The organism is Paraburkholderia sp. GAS199 (assembly GCF_050436585.1).
In the GTDB taxonomy this organism is placed as follows: domain Bacteria; phylum Pseudomonadota; class Gammaproteobacteria; order Burkholderiales; family Burkholderiaceae; genus Paraburkholderia.
The window spans coordinates 125,206-146,907 of the sequence record NZ_JBNDMM010000002.1 but is presented as its reverse complement, the minus strand read 5'-3'; the positions used below and the strand labels follow the sequence as shown (position 1 = coordinate 146,907).

The 21,702-nt window shown below is 64.4% G+C and carries 18 protein-coding genes; 10 read left to right on the top strand and 8 right to left on the bottom strand.

Translation table 11 applies throughout. The features are described from left to right. Nucleotides 1-41 precede the first annotated feature (41 nt). Both P3T18_RS06780 and P3T18_RS06775 read right to left on the bottom strand, forming a co-directional pair. Nucleotides 42-1,352 carry an Nramp family divalent metal transporter gene (locus P3T18_RS06780; RefSeq protein ID WP_429300056.1) on the bottom strand — a complete coding sequence of 437 codons (1,311 nt, stop codon included), beginning with the start codon at nt 1,350-1,352 and terminating at the stop codon, nt 42-44. A gap of 176 nt (nt 1,353-1,528) precedes the next feature. After that, on the bottom strand, nt 1,529-2,506 hold the full coding sequence (locus P3T18_RS06775; protein WP_429299163.1) for a ferritin-like domain-containing protein: 978 nt from the start codon (nt 2,504-2,506) through the stop codon (nt 1,529-1,531). 413 nt (nt 2,507-2,919) lie between these two features. Between P3T18_RS06775 and map the strand changes: the two genes are divergently transcribed. The 7 genes from map (at nt 2,920) to P3T18_RS06740 (ending at nt 8,060) form a co-directional block, all read left to right on the top strand. Beyond that, on the top strand, nt 2,920-3,705 hold the full coding sequence (gene map / locus P3T18_RS06770; protein ID WP_429299162.1) for a type I methionyl aminopeptidase: 786 nt from the start codon (nt 2,920-2,922) through the stop codon (nt 3,703-3,705). A 184-nt stretch (nt 3,706-3,889) separates the two neighbouring features. Next, nucleotides 3,890-4,423 carry a GNAT family N-acetyltransferase gene (locus P3T18_RS06765; protein ID WP_429299161.1) on the top strand — a complete coding sequence of 178 codons (534 nt, stop codon included), beginning with the start codon at nt 3,890-3,892 and terminating at the stop codon, nt 4,421-4,423. 157 nt (nt 4,424-4,580) lie between these two features. Then, complete coding sequence (minC, locus tag P3T18_RS06760) at nt 4,581-5,420, top strand: septum site-determining protein MinC (RefSeq protein ID WP_429299160.1); 840 nt, start codon at nt 4,581-4,583, stop codon at nt 5,418-5,420. A 113-nt stretch (nt 5,421-5,533) separates the two neighbouring features. After that, nucleotides 5,534-6,349 carry a septum site-determining protein MinD gene (minD, locus tag P3T18_RS06755; protein WP_144111639.1) on the top strand — a complete coding sequence of 272 codons (816 nt, stop codon included), beginning with the start codon at nt 5,534-5,536 and terminating at the stop codon, nt 6,347-6,349. 14 nt (nt 6,350-6,363) lie between these two features. Next, nucleotides 6,364-6,618 (top strand): cell division topological specificity factor MinE, encoded by a 255-nt coding sequence (gene minE / locus P3T18_RS06750; protein WP_008922443.1) that lies wholly within the window; start codon nt 6,364-6,366, stop codon nt 6,616-6,618. 270 nt (nt 6,619-6,888) lie between these two features. Continuing rightward, a complete protein-coding gene (locus tag P3T18_RS06745; RefSeq protein ID WP_429299159.1) occupies nt 6,889-7,200 on the top strand; it encodes a YXWGXW repeat-containing protein in 312 nt (103 codons plus the stop codon). A gap of 722 nt (nt 7,201-7,922) precedes the next feature. Beyond that, entirely contained in the window at nt 7,923-8,060 is a 138-nt protein-coding gene (locus tag P3T18_RS06740; RefSeq protein WP_167363299.1) for a hypothetical protein, read from the top strand. Between the two features lie 77 nt (nt 8,061-8,137). On the opposite strand, the gene P3T18_RS06735 is transcribed toward P3T18_RS06740, so the two are convergent. The 6 genes from P3T18_RS06735 to ppc all read right to left on the bottom strand — a co-directional run bounded on the left by P3T18_RS06735 (nt 8,138) and on the right by ppc (nt 17,008). Beyond that, on the bottom strand, nt 8,138-8,317 hold the full coding sequence (locus P3T18_RS06735) for a hypothetical protein (RefSeq protein WP_429299158.1): 180 nt from the start codon (nt 8,315-8,317) through the stop codon (nt 8,138-8,140). Between the two features lie 185 nt (nt 8,318-8,502). Then, a complete protein-coding gene (locus P3T18_RS06730) occupies nt 8,503-9,810 on the bottom strand; it encodes an MFS transporter (RefSeq protein WP_429299157.1) in 1,308 nt (435 codons plus the stop codon). A 441-nt stretch (nt 9,811-10,251) separates the two neighbouring features. Next, nucleotides 10,252-10,767 (bottom strand): energy transducer TonB family protein, encoded by a 516-nt coding sequence (locus P3T18_RS06725; RefSeq protein ID WP_429299156.1) that lies wholly within the window; start codon nt 10,765-10,767, stop codon nt 10,252-10,254. 358 nt (nt 10,768-11,125) lie between these two features. Further along, nucleotides 11,126-12,532 (bottom strand): argininosuccinate lyase, encoded by a 1,407-nt coding sequence (argH, locus tag P3T18_RS06720; RefSeq protein ID WP_429299155.1) that lies wholly within the window; start codon nt 12,530-12,532, stop codon nt 11,126-11,128. Nucleotides 12,533-12,659: 127 nt separating this feature from the next. After that, nucleotides 12,660-13,472, bottom strand: coding sequence for a helix-turn-helix transcriptional regulator (locus P3T18_RS06715; protein ID WP_429299154.1), 813 nt, complete (start codon nt 13,470-13,472; stop codon nt 12,660-12,662). 245 nt (nt 13,473-13,717) lie between these two features. Beyond that, complete coding sequence (ppc, locus tag P3T18_RS06710) at nt 13,718-17,008, bottom strand: phosphoenolpyruvate carboxylase (RefSeq protein ID WP_429299153.1); 3,291 nt, start codon at nt 17,006-17,008, stop codon at nt 13,718-13,720. Nucleotides 17,009-17,393: 385 nt separating this feature from the next. Here ppc and hemC point away from each other — a divergent pair, with 385 nt between their 5' ends. Genes hemC through P3T18_RS06695 form a run of 3 tightly spaced genes read left to right on the top strand, consistent with a single transcriptional unit; the run spans nt 17,394 to nt 21,627 of the window. Continuing rightward, nucleotides 17,394-18,413, top strand: coding sequence for a hydroxymethylbilane synthase (gene hemC, locus P3T18_RS06705; protein ID WP_429299152.1), 1,020 nt, complete (start codon nt 17,394-17,396; stop codon nt 18,411-18,413). Beyond that, nucleotides 18,413-20,434, top strand: a complete 2,022-nt coding sequence (gene hemDX, locus P3T18_RS06700; protein ID WP_429299151.1) for a fused uroporphyrinogen-III synthase HemD/membrane protein HemX — start codon at nt 18,413-18,415, stop codon at nt 20,432-20,434. The genes hemC and hemDX overlap by 1 nt, the downstream gene beginning before the upstream one ends. 2 nt (nt 20,435-20,436) lie before the next feature. Continuing rightward, nucleotides 20,437-21,627: a heme biosynthesis protein HemY gene (locus P3T18_RS06695; RefSeq protein WP_429299150.1), complete on the top strand. Its 1,191-nt coding sequence runs from the start codon at nt 20,437-20,439 to the stop codon at nt 21,625-21,627. The last annotated feature ends 75 nt before the right edge of the window (nt 21,628-21,702 follow it).

The window sequence follows — 21,702 nt, the reverse complement described above, 5'->3', positions numbered from 1 at the left end:
ACGTCATAACGGATGCATCCGGGCAACCCCGCAGCGGTCGCTCAAGCCGCGTGAAACGGCGGCCACGGCGACATGCCCGCGATCTGCAGCAGCAGAACGAGATTCAGCGCCAGCACCACGACGGTCCCGGCGAGTGCGGCAAGCGTGGTGGCGCGACGGTTCCGGTAGCGTCCCATCAGATCGCCGCGCGAGGTGAACCACACGAGCGCGATCATCGGCACGGGCAAGGCGATGCTCAGCACGACCTGGCTCAGCACGAGCGCACGCGTCGCGTCGACGCCGCACGCCACCACCGCGAAAGCCGGCGCCATCGTGATCAGCCGGCGCAACCAGACCGGAATGTGAAAGCCGACGAAGCCCTGCATGATCATCTGCCCAGCCATCGTGCCGACCACCGAACTCGACACGCCGGACGCGATCAGCGCGGCCAGGAACAGCCCGGCGGCAGCGCTGCCGAGTAGCGGCGTCAGCGTGCGCCACGCGGTTTCGATGCTGGCGATTTCCGCGTGACCCGCATGAAATGCACCGGCCGCCATGATGACCATCGCCATGTTGATGAGCCCCGCGACACTGAGCGCAACCACCACTTCGATGTTCGAAAAGCGCAGCAATTTGGCGCGCTCGGTTTCGTTGCGGGCGCGCACCCGATTCTGCGTCAGGCCCGAGTGCAAAAACAGCACGTGAGGCATGACTGTTGCGCCGATGATGCCGACGGAAATGGTCAGCGCATTGCTATCCGGCATGCCCGGCGAAAACGTGTGTCTGGCGACCGCTCCCCATTGCACCGGAGCAATCAGCAATTCCGCGAGATACGACAGCCCGATCACGCCGATCAAGGCGGCAATCGCGAGTTCGAGCGGGCGAAAGCCGTGTTTTTCGAACTGCAACAGTCCGTAGGTAATCACGGCGGTGATGACCATGCTCGGCATCATGGGCAGATGCGTGAGCAGGGACACGCCAATCGATCCGCCGACGAATTCCGCGAGATCCGTGGCCATGGCCGCGATTTCGCTGACGCCCCACATGACGTAGACGTAGCGCTGCGGCAGCGCCGCGCGGCATAGCTCGGCGAGATTGCGGCCGGTCACGAGCCCGAGTTTCGCGGAGAGCGACTGGAACAGCATGGCGACGAGATTCGCCACCGCCACCACCCACAGCAGCGAATAACCGTAGCCCGCGCCCGCCTGGATGTTGGTGGCGAAGTTGCCGGGGTCCATGTACGCGATCGACGCCACCACGGCCGGCCCGGCGAAGGGCAGCACGGCGCGCAGGCCGCGCCGCCGTCCGGCGAGCGTCTCGCGCATGTCGAAGCAGGTCTGCTCGGTGAGGGTGGACGGCACGGCGGGGCTCATCGCTTCGTTCATGGCTGTTCCTGTACGTCGTCAGGCGGTCTGGCAAAACTTTCGAAGACATCTGAACGGCCGCCAACGGATCGACGCGATCGCACAGTTCGGGCGATGGCGGTTATCCGTTGCCGGTGCGGCTCATCCAGCAGAAAGCGTGCTTCAACGGTACTTCATGCGGTGCGTCAGGCGCTCATGTTGAGCGTACCGTTCACACCGTTCGGGAAGAAACCGCCTTTGGTCGCGATCGAACTCGTCAGATAGACGATGTTGAGCACGTTGCCATAGCCACGGCTGAAGGCGAGACCGTTGCTGTCGAGCGGCACGATGTTCGAGGTGCCTGCGCTCGTGCCGGTGATGCCCTGGTCGTCGTGACCGTTGTTGTCGATACTCGCGCGCGCGGCCGAAATGGCGTTGGCCGCGGACACGAGACTCGTGGTGTTGATGCCTTTGGAGTAGAGCACCGTGCGTACCAGCCCTGCGTGATAGGCCTCGGCGGCGAGAATGCCGGCGGCGGCTTCGAGAAAGGTCTTGTTGGTGATGAGCGGCGACGCGCCCTTATAGGCGGTTACGCCGACGTCTTCGAAGATAAACGCACCGAGCAGGAAGCTGTTGTCGTCCGCGTAGGGATTGAACGCGGTGCCTGCGGGCACGAGCCCCGCCGCGCGTGCCGCATTCGAGAATGCGCCATTCGGATTGGTGCCGCCGATATCGATGGACGGCATCGCCACCGCCGCGCTGCCCAACGCGGTGCGCAGGAAGTTGACGTGCTCGCGTTCGTCGTTGGCGATCTCGTTGGCGTAGGCTTTGACGACCGGGTCCTGGAAAGGCACCTGCTGTCCGGGAATCACCGTGCCCATGGTGCCGACGCCTGCTGTCATGCTCGCAGCAAGCCCCGCGCCTGTCGTCGCGTAAGTGTAGAACTGCGATTCCAGGTACTCCAGATTAAGTGCGAAGTTGAGAATTTCCGCATCGGTCGGCGCGGTGGCAGCCGACAGACTCGAACCGGAGCCGCCGCCACAGGCGCTGATCAGCGTGCCGCCGACGAGGCCGAGACTGAGTCCACCGGCGTTGCGGAAGAACTGCCTGCGTTGCAGACGCCGCTCGACGCGACGATCGAATACATCAATAAGTTCTGCTGATTTATTGCTCGCTTCCGACATGGCCGTGCTCCTCAGTAATTTGCTGCCGATGCCACGACCTTGCGACGTCCATACGCGAACAAACTACCGATCACGCCATGCACGTCACGTCGATCGCGGACGCAATGAGGCCCCGTTCTTCCGGGAAGAACCGATCGTTGCAGCGGGAAGTTGGAGTCCTCACCGGCTCTTACGGAGGGAACCTGCCGCCAGATGCAAAGCTCACAAAAGATTTCTATGTGCGCTTGCAGCATCGAGCAAAGAAGCGGGCGGAAATTCGCCCGTTGCGCAAGATCGCCCGAATCGCGAAGGTTTCGCGTCGATCCTCTGTACAATTGCCCGATCGATCACCTGCAACCGGTTGCGCCAACGGGCAAGCTCGCGTGAGCTCTGGCAACGTCGCGCAACCTCGAACACCGACTCAACCGAATTCAATGGCCATTACCTACAAGTCCCCCGACGACATCGCCAAGCTGCGCATTTCCGGCCGCCTCGCGGCCGACGTGCTGGCGATGATCGGCGAACACGTCAAGGCGGGTGTCACCACCGAGCAACTCGACGCATTGTGTAACGACTACATTGTCAATACGCAAAAGACGATCCCGGCAAATGTCGGGTATCTGGGATTTCCCAAGACGGTGTGCACCTCGGTCAACTCGGTGGTGTGCCACGGCATTCCGGATCGCACTGAAGTCCTGAAAGACGGCGACATCATCAACATCGACGTCGCGATCATCAAGGACGGCTATTTCGGCGACACGAGCCGCATGTATTGCGTCGGCCAGCCGAGCACGGTGGCGCGTCAACTGATCGACACCACGTACGAAGCCATGCTTGCCGGCATCCGCGAAGTGAAACCGGGCGCCACGCTCGGCGACGTCGGCTATGCGATCCAGAAGGTCGCGCAGCGCGACGGCTTCTCGATCGTGCGCGACTACTGCGGCCACGGCATCGGCAAGGTCTATCACGAAGACCCGCAAGTGCTGCATTACGGGCAGCCGGGGCAGGGCGTGCGTCTGAAGCCGGGCATGGTCTTCACCATCGAGCCGATGATCAACGCGGGCCGCGCCGGCACCACGGTGCTGCGCGACGGCTGGACGGTGGTCACCAAAGACCGCTCGCTGTCCGCGCAATGGGAACACATGATTGCCGTGACCGACGACGGTTACGAACTGCTCACGCCCTGGCCGGACGGCACGGGCGAGTACGAAGCGCCCTGAACGCCGCCGCGTTCGCCTCGCGCACGCCGGTCGTGTTCGAGGCACGCGTGCCGACCAGGGTGCATATGGCGCCGGGCTTCTTCATTTGGGCGCGGCGCGTCGAACAGATCCTGTAATTAGGATTTGACTCGCGCGCCGGTTCGGTTAAAGCTACGCCTTAGGGTTTCAAGGGGTTTCCGTCTGCATGAGTCCGTCACTGACCGTTCGCCGTATCGCCGCTGATCAGGGCGCTGTTTTTCGCGAACTCCGTACCGCGTCTTTGCGGGAGGCGCCATACGCCTTCGGCGAGACGCTGGAGGACGCTTTGTCCGCCGACGCGGCCACTTTCGACGCCACGGCCACCGCGCACGCGGCGTCCGTCACCGCCACGAGCTTCATCCTGTACACCGAAGGCCATCCTGCCGGCCTGATCGAAGCGCACTTCGACGAAAGCGCGGAACCGCGCGCGTTCGTCGGCGAACTGTGGGTGGCGCCGGCCGTGCGTCATCTGCGGGGCGGCGAACTGCTGGTGGACACCGCCAGCGCCTGGCTCGCGGGCGAGGGCGCCACCGAGATCTACGCATGGGTCGCGGACGCCAACCGCAACGCCATGCGCTTTTACGAAGCGCTCGGCTTCGGTCCGACCGGCGAACACCGGCGGGTCGTGCGTGCGCCCGAGCAGGCCGAAAGTCTGCTGGTGCGTCACGTGCCGACTACCTCGCAGGCATTCCAGCAGTGACCTCCCGAGCGGCGCAGCAACCTGCCGCTCGATCCTCGTCCCCGTCGCTCCAGCGTTCGCGGCTGAAGAATCAGCCGCGGCGGCGCGTTATCCCGGCAAAAAAGCTCGCCGCCCGCTGTGACGCCTGTAAAATACGCAAAATTTTTTGCCGAACGCTATGTCGCCCAAGAAATCGCCCTTTTTCGAACTCCGCAGCGGCTCTGTCGACACGCTCCTGTTCGTGGTCAAGACAACCGACCTCGACGCCATGCGTGCCGAACTGACCCGGCGCTTCGAGGCGACCCCCGAATTTTTCGCTAACGACGTCGTCGCGCTCGACGTGCGCCGTCTCGCCGAGAACGAACGCGTGCCGCTCGCCGAGATTGCGCAACTGCTCGAGAGCGTGCGCATGCGTCCGGTTGGCGTGGTCGCGAATGCGAGCCAGAGCTGGGCCGCTGAATCCGCGCTGCCGCTGCTCGAAGCGCGCGACCGGCGCGGCGCCGCCAAATCCGCCGACGAAGACAGCGCCGGCGCGCCCAACGCCGTCGCTACGCCGCCGGCCGCCACCGCCGCCACGGCCACGCCGCCCGACGATCTGTTCGCCGACGTGACCACGTCCACCGACGGCGGCGCGCAGACCACGGCCGCGCCCGAACCCGAGCCGGTGCGGCTCGCTACCTCGTCGCAAACCATGGTGGTCGACAAGCCGTTGCGTTCGGGTCAGCGCATCTATGCCAAGGGCGATCTCGTCGTGCTCGGTCTGGTGAGCTACGGCGCGGAAGTCATCGCGGAAGGCAACATCCATATTTACGCGCCGCTGCGCGGCCGGGCATTGGCCGGCGTGCAGGGCAATCACGACGCGCGCATTTTCTGCACGTGTCTCGAGCCGGAACTCATCTCGATCGCGGGCATCTATCGAACGACCGAGAACCCGCTGCCTGCCGACGTGCTCGGCAAGCCGGTGCAGATCTGGCTCGAAGAAGAAAAGCTGATGATCGAACCGCTGCGGCTCACCTGAACGACGTGAGGCGCGCGTCGTCCTGAACGTACAGGACACGCGGCATCTCACGGCCAATACGGTTAATGCGGCCGCGCATAATTGACGAATTTGACGAACACAAGGTAAGGGTAATGGCAAAAATCATTGTGGTGACTTCGGGCAAGGGTGGCGTGGGCAAGACGACCACGAGCGCGAGTTTTGCATCGGCCCTCGCGTTGCGGGGCAGCAAGACCGCCGTGATCGACTTCGACGTCGGCCTGCGTAACCTCGACCTCATCATGGGCTGCGAGCGCCGTGTGGTGTATGACCTGATCAACGTGATCCAGGGCGAAGCCAACCTCAACCAGGCGCTGATCAAAGACAAGAAGTGCGAGAACCTGTTCATCCTGCCGGCCTCGCAAACGCGCGACAAAGACGCGCTCACGCTGGAAGGCGTCGAGAAGATCATCAACGATCTGATCGCGATGGACTTCGAATACATCGTCTGCGATTCGCCGGCGGGTATCGAATCGGGCGCGCTGCTCGCCATGCACTTCGCCGACGAAGCGCTGATCGTGACGAACCCGGAAGTGTCGTCGGTGCGCGACTCGGACCGCATCCTCGGCATTCTGTCGTCGAAGACCAAGCGCGCGATCGAAGGCAAGGAGCCGATCAAGGAACACCTGCTGATCACGCGCTACAACCCGAAGCGTGTGAGCGAAGGCGAAATGCTCTCGCTGACCGATATCCAGGAAATTCTGCGCATCGATCTGATCGGCGTGATTCCGGAATCGGAAGCGGTGCTGCACGCGTCGAACCAGGGCTTGCCGGCCGTGCACCTGGACGGCACCGACGTCGCCGAAGCCTATAAAGATGTCGTGTCGCGTTTCCTCGGCGAGCAAAAGTCGCTTCGCTTTACCGATTACCAGAAGCCAGGCCTGCTGCAGCGCCTCTTCGGCACCAAGTAAGGAGAGCGCACGTCATGTCGATTCTTTCGTTTTTGCTGGGCGAGAAAAAGAAGTCCGCGTCGGTAGCGAAGGAACGTTTGCAGTTGATCATCGCGCACGAGCGCGCCGGCGGTCATGCTCCCGCCGATTATCTGCCTGCGTTGCAACGCGAACTGGTAGCCGTGATTTCGAAGTACGTGAAGATTTCCGATGACGATATTCGCGTGAGCCTCGAACGCCAGGACGATCTCGAAGTGCTCGAGGTCAAGATCGAAATACCGCAGGCCTGATCGTCCAGGGTCTGTCGTTGCAGCCGTTTGCGTACGGCTCGCATCTTCTACGCGCCGCGCGCTTCGTGTCGTCCGTCGTCGTTCCGACGTGACTCCGCGAAGCGCGTGTGCGCCGTCGCGTTGTTCTTCGTTTCCTCTGTCGGCGCCCGCAACGAAATAATCTGTTGCAAGTCAGGCTGTGTCGTTACACGCCGACGGTCAGCGTATTCGCACCCTCGCGCATTAAACGGATAACGCCGTACGCGGTGTCTATCCAAAGAGGGAGAAAACATGAACAAGACCTTTCGTTTGCTGATTGCCAACACCGTTCTGATCGCTGCCAGCGTTGGCGCCGTGGCATCGGCTTCGGCCGCTGAAGTCGTCGTGATTGCACCGTCCGCGCCGCCTGCCGAGCGCTTCGAGGCCGTGCCGCCGGCGCGCGTCGGCTACGTGTGGGATCGCGGTCACTGGCGCTGGGATCATGGTCGTTATGTGTGGATTGGCGGTCACTGGCAAGCCGAGCGTGTCGGCTATCACTGGGTGCCGGGACACTGGGTCGAACACGGCCCGAACTATCGCTGGGTCGCGGGTCACTGGGCTTGATCTTGGCCTGATTTGGCCTGACGTGGCTTGAGCATCTGGCGTAAGCGCCGGACGCTGGAGTCTCGGGCAAAGCCGCCCGGTACGGCTGGATTTTTTCCAGCTGTGCCGGGCGGTTTGTCGTTTACGCGCGGCGCGATCCGCGAGCGTCGGCGCAAAAGAAAAGAGGCGCACCGCGCAGCCGTCCAATCAGAAAGACGCTGCCACGAGACGCCCCCAAAAATCGTCCGTGTCGGGGAACAGCGGACGAAAAGGAATCACGGTGATCGATAGTTCGGTGATGCGCTGGAGAGTCGTTGTTTCGACCGTCCGGTTGCCGGCGAATGCATCCGGCGTCGCTCGACGGCCGTGCATTACAAGCCTGTTAAATCTGTCGCTTTTCGTTGAGTAACTACTCGCTCAAGCAAGCCGTTCGTCTCGTGACGCAAGCCTCTTTCGAACATCTGTTTGCCGCGTCGGGTTGCTCCGCCGGCGCGCTTGCTGCCGCGCAACGCCCGCTAGCCGGGCCTTCATCTGGGCAACGCGTCCAAACCAGTATAGGCGGTGTTTTCATCAGATGTGAACCGTTTGTGGGTCCGCACGGCGCGGTGCGGTTACACCCTGCAACGCTGTAACACCTCGGTGATTTTCCCTTACATCTGGCAACGCCCGCGCGGGTCGCCGTCGTGTTCAATCGAGTCATTCGGGGTTTGGCTCGAATGAATCTGACTCGAAGGGAGAACAAAATGAAACGCTTGATCCTGACTCTGATCGCAGGCACGTTGCTGGCAACCGCCCTGGGTGGCTGTATCGTCGCGCCGGCGCCGGGCTACTACTACGGCGGTGGCGGCTACTACCACCACGGCGGTTACTACTATCGCTAACGGGGGAAATGGGCGCGGCGCACGGACCCGCAAAAGGTCGTGCGCCGGTCTGGTTGAATCAGCAGAGAAGCAGGCTTTTATGCAATCAGCATTTCAAAGGCGACCACGGCGGTAATCGCCGCCGCATTGGCTGCAATCGCTTCGACCACGATGCCTTTCCATGTCGCCGGGCGAAAGCGTAATGCAAGCAGCAGCGAACATAGCAACGCTAGCGCGATGATCATCACGATGTCTGCGTTGTGGAGATGGACATTCATCAGAGCCTCCCTGCTTGCCTTAGGGTTATTTGAGTCGAGTATAGGCAAGCCAAAAAGACGCGCAAGGCAGGGAATTTACTCAGGAAGACGACGCGGCGGGAAGCGTACGCAGCGGAGTCGCCGCGCAGGAAACTGGAGAAGCGCCCGCGTCATCCACGCGAGCGCTTCTCAAGCGTTGGACTGTGTTACATCAGACGTGCGTCGCGGGTTTCACGCATGCACAGCACGCCAATCATGCTGACCGCCGCGGCAATCGACACATACGCGCCGACCGACGGCAAGCCGCCGTGCGCAGCCAGCACCGAGGCGATATACGGCGCAACCGATGCGCCGAGAATCCCGCCGAGGTTGTACGCCACGCCCGCGCCGGTATAGCGCACGTTGGTCGGGAACAGTTCCGGCAGCAAGGCGCCCATCGGCGCGAAGGTCACGCCCATCAGGAACAGTTCGATCACGAGGAACAGCAGCACGAGCGGCGTTTGTCCGCTGCCGAGCAACGGCGCCATCGTGAAGCCCGACAGAATGGCCGCGATGATGCCGACGATCAGCACCGGCTTGCGGCCGTAGCGGTCGCTGGCCCACGCCGACAGCGGCGTCGCGAGCGCCATGAACACCACGGCGATGCACAGCAGGCCGAGGAACGTCGGCCGCGGAATGTGCAGCACCGAGACGCCGTACGAGAGCGAGAAGGTGGTGGCGTTATAGAACAGCGTGTAGCAGACCACCATCGCGAGCGCGCCGAGCACGGTCGGAATCCAGTGTTGCGAAAGCAGCGTGGCGATCGGCACCTTCACGCGTTCCTTGCGTTCGATCGCGGCCTGAAATGCGGGCGTCTCGGCGATTTTCAGGCGCACGTACAGGCCGAGCGCGACCAGCACCGCGCTGACGAGAAACGGCACGCGCCAGCCCCAGCTGCGGAACTGCTCTTCGGACAAGGACAGCGCCAGCGCGAAGAACAGGCCGTTCGACGCGAGGAAGCCGATCGACGGCCCGAGTTGCGGGAACATGCCGAACCAGCCGCGCTTGCCGGCGGGTGCGTTCTCCGTGGCGAGCAGCGCGGCGCCGCCCCATTCGCCGCCCAGGCCGATACCCTGGCCGAAGCGCAGGATGCACAGCAGGATCGGCGCGAGGCTGCCGATCGAGTCGTAACCCGGCACGAAGCCGATCAGCGTGGTCGACAGGCCCATCACCAGCAGCGAGGCGACCAGCGTCGATTTACGGCCGATCCGGTCGCCGAAGTGACCGAACAGGAACGAGCCGATCGGTCGCGCGACGAACGCGATGCCGAACGTGACGAACGCCGACAGCGCTTGCGCCGTGGCCGAGCCATGCGGGAAAAACACCGGTCCGATGACGAGCGCCGCGGCGGTCGCATAGACGTAGAAATCGTAGAACTCGATCGCGGTGCCGATGAAGCTCGCGAAGATGATCCGCGCGCTGCTGTTTTGCCCGGCCGCGTTGGGCTGGGCCGCGGAAATCGGCGAAGTGGACATGCAGGGTCTCCGGGTCGCGATGCCGTCGCGTGCCGTGCCTCGTCTTCGGGCGCCCGGCTCTGGCGGCATCATTGTTTAAGTTCGTGCGCTTCACGCGCTGGGCAGGCGGGCAGGCCTTGCACAGCGCGGGCGACGACATGACAGCTTACAACGGCGGCCGGCGACGGTCGTACGCGAAAGCGGCTGTACCAGGGGAATAACCAGGTGGGAGCGTGACGCGCGCGAACGGTGCCGGTCGGGCGTCATACGCTGACCGTCATGCATCGGGCATCAAGCAGGGGCCGCGTGGGGATAGCGCGGGCGCTGCAATCGGGCAATTCGCCACGCCAACGGGTGCGTGGGCGGCGAAAGCCGTGCCGGTTGAAGCCGGCGGAAGGAATCCGAAAATTATAACGAGCGGGAGCGCCGTGCAGCAAGGCGGCGCGGCGCATGCCGGCAGCGTCAGTCGATGGTTTGCGCTTGCGGCGAGGCGAACTCGCGCAACTGGAACTTGCCGTTGTCGTTGAACAGCCAGTCTTCGAAGAGTTCGAGCTGACCGCGACCATTGAGCAGTTTGCCGGGCGGTTGCGGCAGCGGCGAGGCGCGCCGCAGGGTGGCGAGCGCGGTGCTTTCCGCTTCGTCGTCGCCATTGGTGCGATACACCGACGACTCCAGCACCTGCCCGTTGCGGTCCACCGTGAACGACACCACCACCAGCGAGCGCAGCATGGCTTGCGGCGTGCCGCGCAGCACGTACGACGGATTGCGGTCGATGATGCGTTTAGCCACGGCGCTGCGGTACTGGTCGAGCGTCACGCTGCTGACCGCGGCGGGCGGTGTGGGCACGAGCGCGCTCGGCGGCGGCGTGATGGTGCAGCCGCTCACGATCACGGCCAGCGCGAACGCGCCGCTGATGCCTGAAGCCGTGCGCCCAGACAGACTACGAAGACCGCGGAGGTGACGCACGCAAGTGAGCATCGTCTTTGAGCAAGCTACGAATCGTGTGATTCGATGGTAGTCAAATTACGCCAGGATGCAATTGGCGTTGCCCCGCGTGCGGGTCGCTGTCGTCACGTTTCCGGCACACGGGCGCGGCCTGTAATAGCCGGAAATATGAGCGGATTTCTTCGTGGCGAAAACGCGCCTACACTTGGATCGCCTCTTTCGGGAGGCATCGGTGGAAGTCTTTCATTTAGCCCGCTTTTTTGCGGGCTTTCTTTTTTTGCGCGGCGTTTCTGTGAGCTTGCGGAAAGCAGAATGAAAAAAGGCGAAGCCGTCACCGGATTCGCCTTTTCTTTGCGGCACGAAACGCGTGCCGCGTGCCGTTTTTCGCGGATTACTTCAGCGCTTCGCGCGCGGCCTTGATGGCCAGCAGAACCTGTTCGGGTGCCGTGCCGCCCACGTGATTGCGGCTTGCCACCGAACCTTCGAGCGTCAGATACGAGAACACGTCTTCGCCGATCAGATGCGCGACGTTCGGCAGTTCCGCGCGCATTTCGTCGAGCGTCAGGTCCGCCAGATCGCAACCGCGGTCGGCGCAGACACGCACCGCCAGCGCCACGGCTTCGTGCGCGTCGCGGAACGGCAGGCCGCGCTTGACCAGGTAGTCGGCGAGATCGGTTGCCGTGGAGAAACCCTGCAGCGCCGCTGCGCGCATGGCGTCCGGCTTGACCGAAATACCGGCGACCATTTCAGCGAAGATGCGCAGCGTGTCCGCCACCGTATCCACGGTGTCGAACAGCGGCTCCTTGTCTTCCTGATTGTCTTTGTTGTACGCGAGCGGCTGGCCTTTCATCAGCGTGAGCAGGGCGATCAGATGACCATTCACGCGACCGGTCTTGCCGCGCGCGAGTTCGGGCACGTCCGGGTTTTTCTTCTGCGGCATGATCGACGAGCCGGTGCAGAAGCGGTCCGCCAGATCGATGAAGCCGACGCGCGGGCTCATCCACAACACGAGTTCTTCCGAGAAGCGCGACACGTGCGTCATGACGAGCGCTGCCGCTGCCGTGAATTCGATCGCGAAGTCGCGGTCGGACACGGCGTCGAGCGAATTCGCGCACACGCCGTCGAAGCCCAGCGTTTTCGCCACGGCGAGGCGGTCGATCGGATAGCTGGTGCCGGCGAGCGCGGCCGCGCCGAGCGGCAGACGGTTCACGCGCTTGCGGCAGTCGATCATGCGTTCGCTGTCGCGCGAGAACATTTCGACGTAAGCCATCAGGTGATGACCGAACGTGACCGGCTGTGCCACTTGCAGGTGCGTGAAGCCCGGCATGATGGTCGACGCGTTCTGTTCGGCGATGTCGATCAGCGCCGTGCGCAGATCTTTCAGCAAACCGCCGATCCGGTCGATTTCGCCGCGCAGCCACAGACGGATGTCGGTCGCGACCTGGTCGTTGCGCGAGCGGCCGGTGTGCAGGCGTTTGCCGGCGTCGCCGATCAGGGCCGTGAGGCGCGCTTCGATGTTCAGGTGCACGTCTTCCAGATCGAGTTGCCACTCGAACTCGCCGCGCTCGATTTCACCCTTGATCTGCGCCATGCCGCGCTGGATGGCGGCGAGGTCGTCGGCGGCGATGATCTTCTGCGCGGCCAGCATCGAGGCGTGCGCGAGCGACCCTTCGATATCGACGAGCGCCAGACGCTTGTCGAAGAAAACCGACGACGTGTAGCGTTTGACGAGCTCCGACATCGGCTCCGAGAAGCGAGCCGACCAGGCTTCGCCTTTTTTGTGCAGTTGGGACGTCATGGTGTTGGGCAGTTGAGCGTGAAAAGGCGGACGGCATTCGCGGCGTGCAGTGGTGCGGGGCAACGCCGGCGAGGCAAGGAAAGACAGCGATTTTAACACCGGCGGGCAGCGAACCCGCCGCGATCGGCTACTCGCGCACCAGCACGACCAGCTTGAGATCTTCGCGATGCGCGGGTTTGAAGGTGATCTGGTCGTACACCACGCGGCCTTCGCGCGGATGGTTGAATTCGCGCCGGCCGCCTTCGCGGCCACCGACGTCCTGCGAGGCCCAGAAGCGCGCGAACTCGTCGCTGGCGGCGGTGAGCGAGTCGATCAGGGCGCGTGTGGGCGCGTCGTTCAGGTGACGGATCGAGTCGGCGCGGAATTCGGCGGCGAGACGCCGCGCGCGGATTTCCCAGTCGACGATCAGTTCGCGCCCGGCGGGCTCGGTGAAGGTATAGCGCAGCAGATTGCGGTCGTGCGTGCCATCCAGCCAGCCGACGAACAGATCGGCCGCGCGCCCGTTCCAGGCGAGCGCGTTCCACTGCCGGTCCAGCACGTAGGCCGGCGCGTTCACTAGTTGCACGGTTTCGAGCAGGGTGGCGGGCGCGTCGGCGGCGGCCGGATCGGGCTCGGCGGGATCGCGCTGGGCGGCCAGTTCGAACAGATAGGCGCGCTCGGCGCGCGACAGTTGCAGCGCGACGGCAATGCGCGCCAGCGCATCCGCCGACGCCGACACCGGCCGCCCCTGTTCGATCCACGTGTACCAGGTCGGGCTCACGCCGCACAGTTGCGCGACCTCTTCGCGCCGCAGACCGGGCGTGCGGCGGCGCGGGCCGGGCGGCAGGCCGACCGCTTGCGGCGAGAGCCGTTCACGGTGCGCGCGGATGAAGTCGCCGAGCGCGCGGGCCGGTGTGGCGTCGAGCGGCGGCGGTTGGTCGAGTGAGGACGGCGTGGTCATTCCGGTCGGGCGGCGTGAAGCGTAGTAGTGAGGGGGAGGTTTCGATACCAGAATAATTGCTTGACTTGTACTGGTACACGGCCGGCTCCATTGTAACGGCTGATGCGGCCGAAAGGACGCCCGGCGTGCCGGCCTGATGAAGCGCGGTGCAATAGAAAAACGGCGGGATGCCGATACCGACATCCCGCCGTTCTTGCACATCACGGCAAGTCACTGCGCGTGACTACGCCGTGTGTCTGGCTACGTTAGCCCGTGTTGCGCAGACCCGCCGCAATCCCGTTGATGCTCAAATGAATCCCGCGACGCACGCGCGCGTTGGTGTCGCCCGCGCGGTGACGCTTGAGCAGTTCCACTTGCAGGTGGTTCAGCGGATCGAGATACGGGAAGCGGTTCTTGATCGAACGCGCGAGCAGCGGATTTTCGGCGAGCCGCTCGCTCTTTCCGGTGATCTCCGACAGCACCTTCGACGTACGCTCCCACTCGGCAACGATCCGCTCGAACACGTGCTTGCGCAGCTTCTTGTCGGACACGAGCGCGGCATAGCGCGAGGCCACGGCCAGATCGGTCTTGGCCAGCACCATGTCCATGTTCGACAGCAGGTTCGCGAAGAACGGCCACGTCTTGTGCATTTTCTTGAGCAGCGCAAGACGGCGCGCGCGCTCGGCGTCGGACGGCGCGCTGTCCAGATGCGCGGCCACCGCGCTGCCGAAACCGTACCAGCCGGTGAGCAGCAAACGGCATTGGCCCCACGAGAAGCCCCACGGAATCGCGCGCAGATCTTCGATCTTGCGCTGCTTCGGGTCCTGCAATTTGCGCGAGGCCGGACGGCTGCCGATGTTCAGTTCGGCAATCTCCGCGATCGGCGTGGACTCGAAGAAATATTCCTTGAAGCCGGGCGTTTCGTAGACCAGCGCGCGATACGACGCCATGGCCGCATCGGACAACTGCTGCATGGTTTCCTCGAACGCCGGCAATTGCGCGGGCGCGATGCCGTGCGGCAGCAGCGACGCTTCGAGCGTCGCGGCCACGACCGTTTCCAGGTTGCGTCGGCCGATGTCCGGGTTGCCGAACTTGCTGGCGATCACTTCGCCTTGCTCCGTCAGACGGATCTGGCCGTCCACCGTGCCCGGCGGCTGCGACAGGATGGCCTGATAGGTCGGACCGCCGCCGCGGCCCACGGTGCCTCCGCGTCCGTGGAACAGGCGCAGGGTGATGCCGCGGTCGTTGAAGAGCGACACCAAGGCGAGTTCCGCACGGTACAGCTCCCAGTTCGAGGTCAGGAAGCCGCCGTCTTTATTGCTGTCCGAATAGCCGAGCATCACTTCCTGCTCGTTGCCCTGATGCTCGATCAAAGCGTCGACACCCGGCAGCGCGATCAGGTCGCGCATGATGTGCGGCGCGTTGCGCAAGTCGGGGATCGTCTCGAACAGCGGGATCACCATCAAGCCCGCTTTCGCCGGATCGTTGGCGTCGCCGAGACGGCCGCGCAGCAGGCCGGTTTCTTTTTGCAGCAGCATCACTTCCACCAGATCGCTCACGGTTTCCGTGTGCGAAATGATGTAGTTGCGCACCGCGCGCGCGCCGAACTTTTCGCGCGTCGTGCGAGCTTCTTCGAGCACGCCGAGTTCGCTCTTCACGAGATCGGAATACTCCACGTACGGCAGACGCAGCGGACGCGGCTGCGCCAGTTCGGCGAGCAGCAGCTTGAGCTTGTCTTCTTCGGAGAGCGACGCGTAGTCGTCTTCCACACCGGCGCGCTTGAGCAGTTCGGCGATCACTGCTTCGTGGATGTCCGAACTCTGGCGCAAGTCGATGCTGGCGAGGTGGAAGCCGAACACTTCGGCGGCGCGCGCGAGCGGCGACAAACGCGGCGCAGCCAGCGGCGCGCCATGATGCTCGGCGAGCGAATCGATCAGCACATGCAGATCGCGCGCGAATTCGGCGGAGTCGGCATACGGTTTGGCGCGCACCGGCGCTGCGCCGCGACCCGCGCTACGCACCGGCACGCTGCCTTCGCCCAGACGCACACGCGCGCTGGCCGCGAGCCGCGTGTACATGCCGATCAACGCGCGGCGATACGGTTCGTCGGTGCGGTGCGGCGACTGGTCGGGCGAGATGTCCGCGAGTTCCTTGAGCGCGTCGCTCGCGCCCGCCAGCAGGTTCGACACCGACAACTCGGCGCCGAGCTTGTGGACCTGCTCCATATAGTGCTCGAAGATCACCGCCGCCTGGCGGGTGATGGCGTTTTCGAGCGTTTCGGCCGTGACGTTCGGATTGCCGTCGCGGTCGCCGCCGATCCAGCTGCCCATCTGGAAGAACGGCGGCAGACGCGCTTCGAGACCGTGCTCCTTGAGCGCTTCTTCGATATCGGCGTAGAGCGCGGGGATCTCTTCGAGGAATGTCGCGCGGTAATACGACAGCGCGTTTTCGATTTCGTCGGCGACCGAGAGACGCGAGTCGCGCAACATGCGCGTTTGCCACAGCGAGGTGACGCGCGCACGCAGCATCGCTTCGTTGTGGGCGCGCTCGCGGTCGGTCAATTGCTGGTCGCGCTCGGCGAGCAGACGCGCCACGTCGTGCTGCGCGTCGAGAATGCTCTTGCGCTGCACTTCGGTGGGATGCGCGGTCAGTACCGGCACGATCAGCGCGTCGTTGAAGAACTGCTGCAGCACGGGCGTGGCGGCGGCGCCCGCTTCGACCAGACGTTCGAGCGAATGCGCGATCGTGCCCGGTTGCGAAGTCGAGCCGGCGAGCGCGTGAATGCGGTGACGGCGATTGCGGTGGCGGTCTTCGGCAATGTTCGCGAGATGCGAGAAATAGCTGAACGCGCGCACCACGCTCACGGTTTGTTCGGGACTCAGCGAGCGCAGTTTCTTGTCGAGCGTTTGCGCGGCGGCGTTGTCGTCTTCACGGCGAAAGCGCACGGCGGTCTGACGAATCGTTTCGACCACGTCGAACACGGCGTCGCCTTCCTGTTCGCGCAGCACGTCGCCGAGCAGGCGTCCCAGATAACGGATGTCCTGGAACAGCGGGTGATCCTTGTCTTCGCGCGTGCGGCCGTTGGTCTTCGGTGCGGCGGCAGCGGTAGCCGATGCGCCGGTGTCGTTCGACACCGCTTGCAGCTTCGGCGCCTTTGCGGCGTCCGCTTTTGCCACGTCGGCCTTTGTCACGTCTTTAGCGGCCTTCGCCGCCTTCGCGGTTTGCGGGGCGGCGGCGGTCTTGTCCGCCTTCGCCGCTTTCTCGGCCTTCGCGACCTTAGCGACCTTCGAGGCCTTCGGTTCCTTCAATGCCTTGTCCTGTTTGGCAGGCTTGCCAGCCGGCTTGACCTCGACCAAAGCCTTGACGGCCTTTTCGGACTTAGCGGCCTTGGCGGCCTGAGCGGTGCTGGCCGGTTTGCCGGTGCGTTTGGCCGGCGTGGACGGTGCCGCTGTCTCGACAGCGGGAGAGACGGCGGGCGCCGCAGCGGCGTCGGCCGCTTGAGCGTTGAGCGATGCAGTGTTGCGGCGGGCAGGGCGCGCCGATCCGGAAGACGTCACGATGGGTTTCCTCAGGGAAGCCAGGGTCTGTTGAGTGATGAACTGCTACTGCGGAACTGCACTGGAACTGCAACGTGATTTGCAACGTGAACTGCGCGAAACGGTATGCGCCGATGCGAAGCGCTCAGGCGCTGGAGGAAGAGTGGCACGAAGCCGCACGCGGACGTGCACGGCAACGCCGCGCCGCATTGCATCATCCCGCATGCCGGGGCCCGGTGCGCGAACGACCGCGTGTGGACAGACCGGGATGGGGCAGGCGCGCGCTGCGCGAGGCCCGTCTCCTCCATCGATACCGTGTTGACACGGCGCTCCGGCGTGCCTGTGGACGCTGGGGCGCGTGCTAACATTGTTTGTTATTACCTCCCGTCATTCGATCAGCAAGCTAATGAACAACGAGACGTTTTCTACGCCACCCCACACGCTTGTGATTGCGTCGCGAGAAAGCCGCCTTGCCATGTGGCAGGCGGAGCATGTGCGATGTGCGCTGCACAAATTATATCCATCTTGTGACGTAAAAATCCTTGGAATGACGACACGTGGCGATCAAATTCTCGATCGCACGTTGTCGAAGGTGGGCGGCAAGGGGCTGTTCGTCAAGGAACTGGAAGCCGCGCTGGCCGATGGCCGCGCCGATCTCGCCGTGCATTCGCTCAAAGACGTGCCGATGGAATTGCCCGAAGGCTTCGCGCTGTCCACCATCATGGAGCGCGAAGATCCGCGTGACGCGTTCGTCTCGAACGACTACGCCACGCTTGCTGCGCTGCCCGAAGGCGCGGTGGTGGGCACCTCCAGCCTGCGCCGCGAAGCCATGCTGCGCACGCGCTATCCGCATCTCGTCGTGAAGCCGTTGCGCGGCAATCTCGACACGCGTCTGTCCAAGCTCGATCGCGGCGATTACGCGGCAATCATCCTGGCCGCGGCCGGTTTGAAGCGTCTGGGTCTCGGCGAGCGCATCCGTGCGCTGCTCGATCCGGAAGACAGCTTGCCCGCAGCGGGCCAGGGCGCGCTCGGCATCGAGATTCGCGCCGACCGTGCCGACCTCGCGGCCTGGCTCGCGCCGTTGCACCACGAACACACGGCGGCGGCCGTCGAAGCGGAGCGCATGGTGTCGCGCAGGCTCGGCGGCAGTTGCGAAGTCCCGCTGGCGGCATACGCCATGTGGCACGACGGCGCGCTGCATCTGCGCGGCATCGTCGCCACGCCGGACGGTCAGCGCGTGCTGAGCGCGCAGGCCTCGGCGCCCGCACCGAACGTCGAACGCGCGATGGCGCTCGGCGAGCAGGTGGCGAGCGAACTCGAACAGCAGGGCGCGATGGACATCGTGCGCGCGCTGAGCACCGCGAGCGGTCACGCGGCAGCGAACCAGAACGCAAGCGCCGCCGACAGCGCGGCGACCGGCGAGTGATGACGGCCGACACTTCCTCCCACGCATCGTCATCCGCCGCACGCGCGGCGTTCACGGTCGTGATTACACGACCGGCCGGTCAGTCGAAAGAATTGATTGCGCGTCTCGCGGCCGGCGGTGTCGAGTCGTTCGAATTTCCGTTGATCGACATCGCTCCCGTCACCGACGAAGCGCCGTTGCGCGCCGCGCTTGCTTCGCTGGAACGCTATGCGCTGGTCGTGTTCGTGTCGCCGAACGCGATCGATCACGCCTTCGCGCAGAGCGGCGCGATCTGGCCGCATGCGTTGCCGATCGGCGTGGTCGGTCCTGGCAGCGTGCAGGCGCTGGTGCGTCACGGCGTGGCGGCGCCCGCCTATCAGGTCATCAGCCCGACCACCTCCACCGACGACGACACCGCGCGCTTCGATTCCGAAGGCCTGTTCGCCGCGATCGACTCTGCGCTCGGCGCGGCGTCGCTGGAAGGCAAGCGCGTGCTGATCGTGCGCGGCGACGGCGGCCGCGAATGGCTCGCCGACCGTCTGCGCGAAGCAGGCGCCGAAGTCGAGACCGTGGCCGCATACCGGCGCCTCGTGCCCGATCCGTCCATCGGCGGCTGGGCGCGCGTCCACGATCTGCTGGCCGGCGAACCGCACGCATGGCTGCTGACCAGTTCCGAAGGCGTGCGCAATCTGCACGAACTGGCGCTCGAACATCTCACCGCCGGCGAAATCGGCCAACTCAAGCACGCCGCGCTCGTCACGCCGCATCCCCGTATCGCGCAGACCGCGCGGGCATTGGGTTTTGATAGCATTACGGTGTCCGGCGCAGGCGACGACCGTATTGCTCGCGCCTTGCTTGCCGCCGTTCCGACCGTAGTTCAACCGGTACCGTCCAACCCGGCTCATTCACCGGCTAAATCACGCATGACTGAAACGAACGCATCCACGAACGCTTCACCCCAGCCGGCCGCGACCTCTGCGTTGCCGCCGAATCAACCCTTCACGCCCTACGAAGCGCAGCCCGCGCGCCGCAGTGCGAGCGGACCGCTGCTGTGGTTTGTCGTCGTGATCATCGCCTGCGCGGCGGGCGTGGGTGGCTATGCGCTCAATCGCAAGGTGGAGCGCACCGAGCAGCAGATCGCGCAACGCCAGCAGGCCAACGACACGCAGACCAACGAACTGCGCATCAAGACCGATCAGGCGCTGGCCACGGTGCATCAATCGGATTCGCAGGTCGCGCAACTCGAAGGCAAGCTCGCCGATTCGCAAACCGCGCAACAGGCTTTGCAGCAGCAATACGCCGACCTCGCCCGCAATCGCGACGACTGGACGCTCGCCGAAGTAGGGCAGATGCTGTCGGCCGCGAGCCAGCAGTTGCAGCTCACCGGCAACACGCAGCTCGCGCTGTTTGCGCTGCAAAGCGCCGACACGCGGCTCGCCGCGTCGGACAGCTCGCAGGTCGTCGCCGTGCGCAAGGCCATCGCGCAAGATATCGACAAGCTGAAGGCCGCGCCGTCCACGGATTTGACGGGTCTCGCCATCAAGCTCGACAACGCGATCGATCAGATCGACGCCTTGCCGCTTTCCGGCGAAGCGCCGATTGCGCACGCCACGCCGCAGGCCGCCAGCTGGCAGGACACGGAAAAGATCGCGGCCGCCACCGGTCAGCCGCGCTGGAAAGTGTGGTGGCATGAAGTGACCGCCGGCATCGGCCAGCAACTCACCAGCCTCGTGCAGGTGCGCCGCATCGACAACGCCGACGCCATGCTCGTCACGCCCGATCAGGGCTATTTCGTGCGCGAAAACCTGAAGATGCGTTTGCTGTCCGCGCGACTCGCGCTGCTCTCGCGCAACCAGACCACGCTGAAGTCCGACCTGCACGCCGCAGACGCCGCGCTCACTCGCTACTTCGACAACACGTCGAAGAAAACGCAGACCGTGCTCGATCTGGTCCGGCAAGTCGACGCAGGCTCGGCGGCGGTAGACGTGCCGAATCTGAACAACAGCCTGCAGGCCGTCAATCAATACCGGAGCCGAGGTTAATCATGGCAATCCGGGGACTTCTATGGCTCGCGCTGCTGTTCGTCATCGCCGTGGTGCTGGCGGTGGTCGGGCGCTTCGACATGGGGCAGGTGCTGCTCATTTACCCGCCGTATCGCGTCGACATTTCGCTGAATCTGTTCGTCGTCGGGCTGGTGGTGCTGTTCATCCTGCTGTATGCGCTGCTGCGCATCGTGCGCAACATCTGGCGCATGCCGCAGCGTGTGGCCGCTTACCGTGCGCGCTCGCGCGTGGCGAAGGCGCATGCCGCGCTGCGTGACGCCATCGGCAATCTGTACGCCGGCCGTTTTTCGCGTGCCGAGAAAGCCGCGAAAGATGCGCTCGCGAACGGCGACAACAAGGGCGCGGCCGGTTTGATCGCGGCCACGGCGGCGCATCGCATGCATGAATATGCGCGCCGCGACGAATGGCTCGCGAAGATCGACGAAGCCGACTGGCAGGACGCGCGTCTGATGGCCACCGCCGACATGCGCGCCGACGGCCGCGACGCCGATGGCGCGCTCACGGCGCTGACCGAAATGCAATCGCAGGGCGCGCGGCGCATTCACGCGCAGCAGATCATGTTGCGCGCGCAGCAGCAATTGAAGAACTGGGGCGAAGTGCTCAAGCTCGTCAAGACGCTGGAAAAGCGCGAGGCGATTCATCCGGCGGTGGCGGTGCGTCTGCGTCAACTGGCGGCGGAAAACCTGTTGCGCGACCGTCGTCATAACGCGGACGCGTTGCTGGAGTTGTGGAATTCGCTGTCGGCCACTGAGCGTCATTCACCGCGTCTCGCCGACCTCGCCGCCGAATTGCTGGTGGCGCTGAATCGTCCGCAGGAAGCGCGCAAGATTGTCGAGGAAGCGCTCGCGCAGAATTGGGACGCGCGCCTGCTGCGCCGTTATCCGGACACCACGGGCGGCGACGCGTTGCCGCTGATCCAGAAGGCGGAAGGCTGGCAGAAGGACCGGCCGGAAGATGCGGACCTGATGTTCGCGTTGGGCCGCTTGTGCCTGCATCAGCAGTTGTGGGGCAAGGCGCAGTCGTTCCTCGAACGCGCGTTGAAACTCGCGGACAACGAGACGCTGAGGATTCGCTCGCATCGTGCGTTGGCGCGCTTGCACGAGCAGCTTGGCGATAGCGACAAGGCGAGCCAGCATTATCGTGAGAGTGCGTTGGCGATGAATATCGTGTGAGCGCGACGTCGTCGTAGAGACGTGAATGGCCGCAGCGGTTGCTGCGGCCATTTTTTTTGCCTCGTTGCCGGTGGT